The organism is Streptomyces sp. NPDC097595, from assembly GCF_044761525.1.
Lineage (GTDB): Bacteria > Actinomycetota > Actinomycetes > Streptomycetales > Streptomycetaceae > Streptomyces > Streptomyces drozdowiczii_A.
Genome location: NZ_JBIWCN010000031.1, coordinates 69,737 through 79,165, shown reverse-complemented (window position 1 = coordinate 79,165; position 9,429 = coordinate 69,737). Strand labels below are relative to the sequence as shown.

At 69.9% G+C, this 9,429-nt stretch carries 8 protein-coding genes and 1 pseudogene; 7 read left to right on the top strand and 2 right to left on the bottom strand.

Annotation, left to right across the window (positions count from 1 at the left end; translation table 11 throughout):
• Positions 1-84: pseudogene (locus ACIQZN_RS33725) on the bottom strand (electron transfer flavoprotein subunit beta); the annotation flags it as partial.
• A 109-nt stretch (positions 85-193) separates the two neighbouring features.
• Here ACIQZN_RS33725 and ACIQZN_RS33720 point away from each other — a divergent pair.
• From ACIQZN_RS33720 to ACIQZN_RS33705, 4 genes are all read left to right on the top strand, one after another.
• Positions 194-946 (top strand): TetR family transcriptional regulator, encoded by a 753-nt coding sequence (locus ACIQZN_RS33720; RefSeq protein WP_404002317.1) that lies wholly within the window; start codon positions 194-196, stop codon positions 944-946.
• Positions 947-1,076: 130 nt separating this feature from the next.
• Complete coding sequence (locus ACIQZN_RS33715; RefSeq protein ID WP_404002314.1) at positions 1,077-1,484, top strand: Zn-ribbon domain-containing OB-fold protein; 408 nt, start codon at positions 1,077-1,079, stop codon at positions 1,482-1,484.
• 191 nt (positions 1,485-1,675) lie between these two features.
• Positions 1,676-4,411 carry a cellulose binding domain-containing protein gene (locus ACIQZN_RS33710; RefSeq protein WP_404002311.1) on the top strand — a complete coding sequence of 912 codons (2,736 nt, stop codon included), beginning with the start codon at positions 1,676-1,678 and terminating at the stop codon, positions 4,409-4,411.
• Positions 4,412-4,517: 106 nt separating this feature from the next.
• A complete protein-coding gene (locus ACIQZN_RS33705; protein WP_404002308.1) occupies positions 4,518-5,033 on the top strand; it encodes a hypothetical protein in 516 nt (171 codons plus the stop codon).
• Between the two features lie 107 nt (positions 5,034-5,140).
• Here the strand turns inward: ACIQZN_RS33705 and ACIQZN_RS33700 are convergent, their stop codons facing one another.
• The gene (locus ACIQZN_RS33700; RefSeq protein WP_404002306.1) at positions 5,141-6,025 is read right to left on the bottom strand and encodes an SIS domain-containing protein; all 885 of its coding nucleotides are present in this window, start codon (positions 6,023-6,025) and stop codon (positions 5,141-5,143) included.
• A gap of 186 nt (positions 6,026-6,211) precedes the next feature.
• On the opposite strand from ACIQZN_RS33700, the gene ACIQZN_RS33695 reads away from it, so the two are divergent.
• From ACIQZN_RS33695 to ACIQZN_RS33685, 3 genes are all read left to right on the top strand, one after another.
• Positions 6,212-7,012, top strand: coding sequence for a DeoR/GlpR family DNA-binding transcription regulator (locus ACIQZN_RS33695; RefSeq protein WP_404002303.1), 801 nt, complete (start codon positions 6,212-6,214; stop codon positions 7,010-7,012).
• 432 nt (positions 7,013-7,444) lie between these two features.
• Positions 7,445-8,455 carry an ABC transporter permease gene (locus ACIQZN_RS33690; RefSeq protein WP_404002300.1) on the top strand — a complete coding sequence of 337 codons (1,011 nt, stop codon included), beginning with the start codon at positions 7,445-7,447 and terminating at the stop codon, positions 8,453-8,455.
• The gene (locus ACIQZN_RS33685; protein ID WP_404002297.1) at positions 8,452-9,402 is read left to right on the top strand and encodes a carbohydrate ABC transporter permease; all 951 of its coding nucleotides are present in this window, start codon (positions 8,452-8,454) and stop codon (positions 9,400-9,402) included. The genes ACIQZN_RS33690 and ACIQZN_RS33685 overlap by 4 nt, the downstream gene beginning before the upstream one ends.
• The last annotated feature ends 27 nt before the right edge of the window (positions 9,403-9,429 follow it).

Genomic DNA, 9,429 nt, shown 5'->3' with positions numbered 1-9,429 from the left:
GTCCAACGTCAGGTCATCGGCGAAATGCCGGTCACCGGTCGCGTCGGGCACGTACTTCACAGTGACAACGATCCTCAAGCTCACGCCGGCTCTCCCTGTACCTGGTGGTGTCCTGCGGGAATCCTATGGCACTCAGTACCCTTCGTAAAGGTACCCAGTGTCGGGCGGCCGGTTTCGGTGTTACGTTTCCGGCATGACCGAAGACCGCCGGCCGGCCAAGAAGCCCCCCATGCGTGACGTGCTCGCCGAGGCGGCCTTCGCGCTCTTCCTGGAGCGCGGGTTCGAGCGGACCACGGTGGACGACATCGTCGCGCGGGCCGGGGTGGGGCGGCGGTCCTTCTTCCGCTACTTCCCCTCCAAGGAGGACGCGGTCTTCCCCGACCACGAGGGGTGCCTCGCGGACATGACCGCCTTCCTGGCGGACGCCGACGGCACGGACCCGGTCGCCACGGTGTGCGACGGGGCCCGGCTGGTGCTGCGGATGTACGCGGAGAAGCCCGAGTTCTCCGTACAGCGCTACCGGCTGACCCGCGAGGTGCCCGGGCTCCGCACGTACGAGCTCTCCGTGGTGCGCCGTTACGAGCGGACCCTCGCCGGCTATCTGGAGCGGCGCTGGGCCGAGAACCCGGACGCCGGGCCCGACGCCGCGCTGCGCGCCGAGGTGATCGCCGCCTCGGTCGTCGCCGCGCACAACAACGGGCTGCGGTCCTGGCTGCGTTCGGGCGGCAAGGGCGACGCGGGGGCCGAGGTGGACCGGGCCCTTGAACTCGTGCGCACGGTGTGGGGCGGGGCGGAGGCGCGGCCCGTCGCGGTCGCGACGGAGCCCGGGCCCGCCGCCGTCTCCTCCTCCGTGAGCGACGACGAGGTGATCGTCATGGTCGCGCGCAAGGGTGCACCGATGTGGCGCGTGGTGCAGCACATCGAGTCCGCCCTCGGCACCGCCTGACGGCCCCTGCGGGAGCCGCATCCGCACTTCGCGGCACTCAGTGCCTTTACTCCTGGAACTAAGTGCCATACGGTGCCGATGTGCTGTCGTCGAAGCTGCGGCGCACCGAGTCGAGCGCGGGAGGCGGAACGTGTTCAGTACCGGAACCGACGTGATGGGGCGGCCGACCCGTGAAGCGGCGGAAGCGCACACCAGCCAGGAAGGGCTCGTCTATCAGGTGTGCCGCTGGTGCCACACCGCCTCCTTCCGCAAACTCCTCTGCCCCGTCTGCGCGTCGAGCGACCTCGAATCCGAACACAGCGACGGCCACGGCGTGGTCATCCGCTCCAACGTCGTCAACCGCTACTCGCGCATCATGCGCAACGAGTCGCTGGTCCGCTTCCCCGAAGGCTTCGTCTACCGCTGCCGGATCGTGGGCGCGGCCCCGCACCTGGTGAACGTCGGCGACCGGGTGCGTCCGGTCGGCGGCCGCACCTCCGTCTCCGGCGAGGTCGTACTCGAAGTCTGCGACCCGCCCGGGTCGGCTGGCTGGTACTGACGCGCGCGGGGCCGGTGGAGGCCCCGCATCAGTCGCCCCGACGCGCCGGAAGTCATCCGATGAACTTTGCGCCCACCCTTCTCCCGGAGGGGTGGCGCCGCTACCATCGGGACGCGAAATGGGAGCGCTCCCACGTCCGTTCACGCCCTTGACCGCCTTTATCGGCGGCCCTGTTCGGAGGAGACGTTTCCGTGCGCAGAAGCGCAAGACCCTTCGCTGCCCTGGTGGCGGCACTCACCCTCACCGCCGGGCTCTTCGCCGCCGGCGCCCCGGCGTCGGCGAAGGACAGCGACGCCGCGCCCGCCGCCCAGGCATCCGATGTGTCCCTCGCGGCGGACACGTACGACTGGAAGAACGTCCGCATCGACGGCGGTGGCTTCGTCCCCGGGATCGTCTTCAACCGGACCGAGAAGAACCTCGCCTACGCCCGCACCGACATCGGCGGCGCCTACCGCTGGGACCAATCGGGCAAGCGGTGGACGCCGCTGCTGGACTGGGTGGACTGGGACCACTGGGGCTGGACCGGCGTGGTGAGCCTCGCCTCGGACTCCGTCGACCCGGACAAGGTGTACGCCGCCGTGGGCACGTACACCAACGACTGGGACCCCACCAACGGCGCCGTGCTGCGCTCCTCGGACCGGGGCGCGACCTGGAAGGCGAGCACGCTGCCCTTCAAGCTCGGCGGCAACATGCCGGGCCGGGGCATGGGCGAACGCCTCGCGGTCGACCCGAACAAGAACTCCGTGCTGTACCTCGGCGCGCCCAGCGGCAACGGCCTCTGGCGGTCCACCGATTCGGGCGCCACCTGGTCCGAGGTGACGGCCTTCCCCAACCCGGGGAACTACTCCCAGGACCCCACCGACACCAGCGGCTACGGCAACGACAACCAGGGCATCGTCTGGGTGACGTTCGACGAGCGCACCGGCAGCGCGGGCAGCGCGACCCAGGACATCTACGTCGGGGTCGCCGACAAGGAGAACACCGTCTACCGCTCCACGGACGGCGGGACCACCTGGTCGCGGATCGCCGGCCAGCCGACCGGATACCTGGCGCACAAGGGCGTACTCGACTCCGACAACGGCTACCTGTATCTGACCCTGAGCGACACCGGCGGCCCGTACGACGGCGGCAAGGGCCGGATCTGGCGGTACACCACGGCGACGGGGGAGTGGAAGGACGTCAGCCCGGTCGCCGAGGCGGACACCTACTACGGCTTCAGCGGGCTCACCGTGGACCGGCAGCACCCCGGCACGGTGATGGCGACCGCGTACAGCTCCTGGTGGCCGGACACCCAGATCTTCCGCTCCACCGACAGCGGCGCGACCTGGACCCAGGCGTGGGACTACACCAGCTACCCCAACCGCTCCAACCGCTTCACCCAGGACGTGTCCTCGGTGCCGTGGCTGACCTGGGGCGCCAACCCGACGCCGCCGGAGACCACGCCGAAGCTGGGCTGGATGACGGAGGCGCTGGAGATCGACCCGTTCGACTCGAACCGGATGATGTACGGGACCGGCGCGACGATCTACGGCACCGAGAACCTCACCAACTGGGACTCGGGCAACCAGTTCAAGATCACCCCGATGGTCAAGGGCCTGGAGGAGACCGCCGTCAACGACCTGGCCAGCCCGCCGTCCGGGGCGCCGCTGCTCAGCGCGCTCGGTGACATCGGGGGCTTCCGGCACACCGATCTCGACGCCGTGCCGGACATGATGTTCACCTCGCCCAACCTCACCTCCACCACGAGCATCGACTTCGCCGAGAGCAGCCCGAACACGGTGGTCCGGGTCGGCAGCGCCGACGCCGCCCCGCACATCGGCTTCTCGACGGACAACGGCTCCAACTGGTTCCAGGGCTCCGAGCCGTCCGGGGTGACCGGCGGCGGCACGGTCGCGGCGGCGGCCGACGCGAGCGGCTTCGTCTGGAGCCCCGAGGGCGCCGGGGTGTATCGGACGACCGGGTACGGCAGTTCGTGGTCGGCGTCCACGGGGATACCGCAGGGCGCGACCGTCGAGTCGGACCGGAAGAACCCGAAGAAGTTCTACGGGTTCAAGGCCGGCACCTTCTACGTCTCCACGGACGGCGGCGCGACCTTCACGGCCAAGGCGTCGACCGGCCTGCCCACCGAGGGCAACGTCCGCTTCAAGGCGGTCCCCGGCGCCGAGGGCGACATCTGGCTGGCGGGCGGCGCCACGACGGGCGCGTACGGCCTGTGGCACTCGACCGACTCGGGGGCGACCTTCACGAAGCTGAGCGGTGTCGGCGAGGCGGACTCCGTCGGCTTCGGCAAGGCGGCCGCGGGCGCCTCGTACCAGACGCTCTTCGTCTCGGCGAAGATCGGCGGGGTGCGCGGGATCTTCCGGTCGACCGACGCGGGCGCGTCCTGGACCCGCATCAACGACGACGCCCACCAGTGGGGCTGGACCGGCGCCGCGATCACGGGCGACCCGCGCGTCTTCGGCCGGGTGTACGTGTCCACCAACGGGCGCGGAATCATGTACGGCGACTCCTCGGACAGTGACGGGGGCGGTACGGACCCGGGCACGGATCCCGGTACCGACCCGGGTACGGACCCCGGCACCGATCCCGGCACCGACCCCGGTGACGCGGCCTGTTCGGTGACGTACAAGGTCACCAACCAGTGGTCCGGCGGCTTCCAGGCCGATGTGACGCTCACCAACACGGGCAGCACGGAGCTGAACGGCTGGAAGCTCGCCTGGACCTTCCCGGACGGCCAGAAGGTCGGCCAGGCGTGGAACGCGACCGCCGCTCAGGACGGGGCGAAGGTGACGGCCACCAACGTCTCCTGGAACGGCCGGGTGGCGCCGGGCGCGTCCGCGGGCTTCGGCTTCACGGGCACGCTGACGGGCGGCAACACCGCACCGAAGGCCTTCTCGCTGGGTGAGGAGGTCTGCGCCACCGGCTGAGGCGGGGCGCGGGGCCCCGCGCCGGGGGGCGGGCCGGGCGGCCCGGGCCCGTCCCCCGACACGGTCTTACTGGCCCCGTACAGGTTCGTCGGCCATACTGCCCGCCGTGGAGCAGCGCATAGACCCGAAGACCCAGCCCGCGTACGCCGCAGGGACCGACCCGGCGTACATCCCCGGTCTCACGGCCCCCCGACCCGCGGAAGCGGTGGAGGAGGAGCCGGAGAACGAGACCACCGAGGAGCCCGCCGTCGCGGACGCTGTCCCCGAGCCGGCCGACGAGGCGCCCGTGGCGCAGGAGGAGGACGAGGAAGAGCAGGAGGAAACCGACGAAGAGGCCGCCGAGGGGCCCTCGTTCGAGGTGAGCGACCGACGCGGCTCGATCGCGGCCGGGCCCCAGGGCGTCCGGTTCACGCTGGACGACCAGCAGGCGGACTTCGGCTGGGACGAGATCGGCGCGGTCGAGCTCAAGCCGGCCCGCTTCGGCCGCCGGTTCACGGTGACCGTCCACCTGTCGTCCCAGCGCTGGTTCAACGGCGAGGTCGAGGCGCCGTCGCGCGGCAGCCTCAAGGAGTGGACCGAGGGCTTCGACGCGGTCCTGGACACCCACTTCGAGGAGTCCTGACGGAGGCTCCGGCCGACTGTCCCCACCCCGCGCCTCAAACGCCGGCGGGGCTGTGTTTCAGCCCGTCCGGCGTTTGAGGACTGGGGGTTCGGGGGCAACGCCCCCGATCAGGCGTCCGCCAGGACCACCGAGCGGGTCAGGTGGCGGGGGACGTCCGGGTCGAGGCCGCGCGCGGTGGCGCGGGCCACGGCCAGGCGCTGGACGCGGACCAGGTCGGCCAGCGGGTCCAGGTCGGTCTCCACCCAGCGGGCACCGGTCTCCAGGAGCTGCTCGCGCAGCCCCTCGGGCGCGGCGCCGAACATCCAGGTGGCGGTCGTGTCGGTGGCGATGGAGATCGGCCCGTGGCGGTACTCCATCGCGGCGTACGACTCGGTCCAGGAGAGCGACGCCTCCTTCATCTTGAGCGCCGCCTCGTTGGCGAGCCCGGCCGTCCAGCCGCTCCCGAGGAACGTGAACTGCGTACGGTCCACCAGGCCCTCCGGCAGCGGCTCGGCGAGCGCCCGCTCCGCGTCACGGACCACGGCGTCGGTGTGCAGACCGAGGTGCGCGCGCAGCAGCGTGAGCACCGTGGTGGCGAACCGGGTCTGGACGACGGACTGTTCGTCCGCGAAGTCGAGGACGACGACCGCGTCGGCGGCCGTCATCACCGGGGTGTGCGGGTCGGCGGTGAGGGCCACCGTGGGCGTGGTGCCGCTCAGCCGGCCGAGGAGTTCGAGGACCTCGGTCGTGGTGCCGGAGCGGGTGAGCGCGACGACCCGGTCGTAGCGGCGGCCGGCGGGGAACTCGGACGCGGCGAAGGCATCGGTCTCGCCCTGCCCGGACTCCTCACGGAGCGAGGCGTATGCCTGAGCCATGTAGAACGAGGTGCCGCAGCCGACGACGGCGACGCGCTCGCCGGCCGCGGGCAGCGCGGCCGCGTGACTCGGTGCCAGCTCCGCTGCGCGGCGCCAGCACTCCGGCTGACTGGCGATCTCGATCTCGACAAATGACACTTTTGCACTCCGTGGTGGTGGTGGGATGCTCGTTTACGCACGCTACCCGCGATGAGCGAGCATTATCAAGCATTCCGTGTGCACGGGGCTTGACTCGCCGGAGCCTTGTGCGACGCTTGCGCCCTGTCCGGTGATCGCGCCCAAGGGGATGGGCGCCCGCAGCCCGGACCTGTGAGGAGAACCGTCTTGTCCAGGGATGCCCGGTGGAACGCACTGCTGGAACTCGTAGGTAAGCACGGCCGGGTGGATGTCGAGGATGCCGCGAAGACGCTGGACGTCTCGGCCGCGACCATCCGGCGCGACCTGGACCAGCTCGCCGAGCAGCAACTGCTCACCCGGACCAGGGGCGGCGCGATCGCCCACGGCGTCAGTTACGAGCTCGCCCTCCGGTACAAAACGGGGCGCAACGCCCCGGAGAAGCAGGCCATCGGCCGGGCCGTCGCCGAACTCGTCGCGGTCGGCGAGGTGGTCGGCCTCACCGGCGGCACCACCATCACCGAGGTCGCCCGCTCGCTCGCCGTCCGCGCGGACCTGGTGGGCGAAGGAGCCGGTGGCGGAGCGGGGCAGCCGACGCTGACGGTGGTGACCAACGCCCTCAACATCGCCAACGAGCTGGTGATCCGGCCGCAGATCAAGATGGTCGTCACCGGCGGGGTCGCCAGGCCCCAGTCGTACGAGCTGACCGGCCCGCTGGCCAGCGGGGTGCTCGGCGAGATAACGCTGGACGTGGCCGTGCTCGGCGTCAGCGCGATCGACACCGTGCGCGGCGCGTACGTGCACCACGAGGGCGAGGCCAGCATCAACCGGCTGCTCGCCCAGCAGGCCCAGCGCGTGGTGGTCGCCGCCGACTCCTCGAAGATCGGCAAGCGGGCCTTCGCCCGGGTCTGCGACCTCTCCCTGGTCGACTTCCTGGTCACCGACCGGGGCATCGCCCCCGAGGCGTCCGCCCGCTTCACCGAGGCCGGCGTCACGGTCATCGCCGTCTGACCCCTCGCCGTACCCCCAGCGGGCCGCCGTGCGCACACTGCGCGGCGGCCCGCTTTTTCGCGCACACCCAAACCGGTTCAGGAGGCCTGACCGTGCGTGAAGTGTGCACGTTCAAGCACAACCACGCACTGGATGGCTGGTTCTGACGGAGAAACAGTGCATTCCGATGCGATTTCGCGAACGCCAAGTGTCCCATATGTGGCGATTGCCGTATCTGTGGCGCCCAGTTGTGCCACATGGGGCGACTTTTGCCTGCCCATAGATGTTCGTTACCTCTGCGAAATGAACAACTCTTGCCATATGGCCGCACGGTCGTGAACTATGTGCCTGTCGCCGCGAAGAGGCAGCGGCCGCGCTTCCCCGAAGCGCGCGCCGCCCTCCACGTATGCGGGACGTTCTCTCGCTCCATCAGCCCTGGAGGTGCCTGTGACGATGGCAAACACGCCGGTCACAGCTGCGCGGCCGCCCGTGCCGCAGCCCCGCGAACCGGAAGACGCGGAACGCCCCGCAGGGAGGAAGGGCAGGAAGAACCGAATACGGCAGCCGCTCCGGCAACGCCTCAAGCGGGACAAGGCGCTCCTGCTCTTCTGCCTTCCCGGCGTGCTGTACTTCGCGCTCTTCTTCTACCTGCCGCTCGCGGGCAACGTCATCGCCTTCCAGGACTACCAGCCGTTCCTGGGCTTCAAGCAGAGCCCGTTCGTCGGGATGGCGAACTTCACCGCGCTGCTGGCCGAGCCCGACTTCTGGAGCGCGGTGTCCAACACCCTCCAGATCACGGCCATCCAGCTCCTCCTGTACTTCCCGGCGCCGATCGCCCTGGCCCTGCTGCTCAACTCGCTCATCAGCGAGAAGATCAAGCGGTTCATCCAGACCGTCGTCTACCTGCCGCACTTCCTGTCGTGGGTCGTCGTCGTCGCGATGTTCAAGCAGGTGCTCGGCGGCGCCGGATCGGTCACCACGCTCCTCATGGAGCACGGGGTCAGCATCGGCAACGTGATGACCGACCCGGGGACCTTCAAGTTCCTCATCACCGCGCAGGCCATCTGGAAGGACTGCGGCTGGGGCACGATCATCTTCCTGGCGTCCATCGCCTCGATCGACATGGGCCAGTACGAGTCCGCCGCCATGGACGGCGCCGGCTGGATGCGCCGCATCTGGCACATCACCCTGCCGGGCATCCGGCCGGTCATCCTGATGCTGCTCATCCTGCGGCTCGGCGACATCCTCTCGGTCGGCTTCGAGCAGATCCTGCTCCAGCGCGACGCCGTCGGCCCGGACGCCGCCGAGGTCATGGACACCTATGTCTACTTCCACGGCGTCGTGGACGGTGACTGGGGCATGAGCACCGCCGCCGGACTGATGAAGGGCGTCATCGGATTCGCCCTCATCCTCGCCGCCAACAAGCTGGCCCACCGCTTCGGCGAGCAGGGAGTGTACCGATGAGTCAGTCCGTCGCGACCAGGCTGCGCGCCGCCCGGTCCGGGGCCACGCCCCGCCCCCGCAAGTCCAACGGCCGCCCGCCGTGGATGGAGCGCCCGCACTGGTACGGGCAGGGCGCCAAGGGCCTCGCGCTCATCGTGCTCACCGTGATCGTGCTCTACCCATTCGTCCTGGCCATCGGCACCAGCCTCGCGGGCCGCGAGGAGCTGAACGCCAACGGCGGCTACGTGCTGATCCCGCACCACCCGACGCTGGAGGCGTACCGCGTCATCCTGTCCGGAGGCGTGGTCACCCGGGCCGCGGTGGTGTCCATCTTCATCACGCTGATCGGGACCGCGCTCAGCCTGGCCTGCACGGTGATGATCGCGTACGGCACCTCGCGGCCGGGCACGGTCCTCGCCAAGCCGATCCTGCTGCTCGTGCTCGGCACGTTCCTCTTCGCACCCGGCATCATCCCGACGTACCTCGCCGTCCAGCAGTTCCACATGCTGGATACGTACGCCTCACTGATCCTTCCGGTCCTGCTGAACGCCTTCAACATCGTCGTCGTCCGCTCGTTCTTCCAGTCCATTCCGGAAGAGCTGTACGACGCGGCACGCATCGACGGCGCCGGAGAGGTCACGGTCCTCTTCCGGATCGTCCTCCCGCTGTCGAAGGCGGTCCTCGCCGTGGTCGGCCTGTTCTACGCCGTCGGGTACTGGAACAGCTTCTTCAACGCGGTGCTGTACCTCAACGACTCCGGCAAGTTCCCCATCCAGGTGATCCTGCGGAGCTACGTCCTCAACGGGCAGAGCATCAACGCCTCCGCGATGGGCGTCCACTCCATCCCGCCCGCGACCTCGCTGCAGATGGCCGTGCTGATCATCGCGATCGTGCCCATCTTCTGCGTCTATCCCTTCCTGCAGAAGTTCTTCGTCAAGGGCGTCCTCACCGGGGCGATCAAGGGCTGACCCGCCCGCCCCGCACCACCGCCCCGC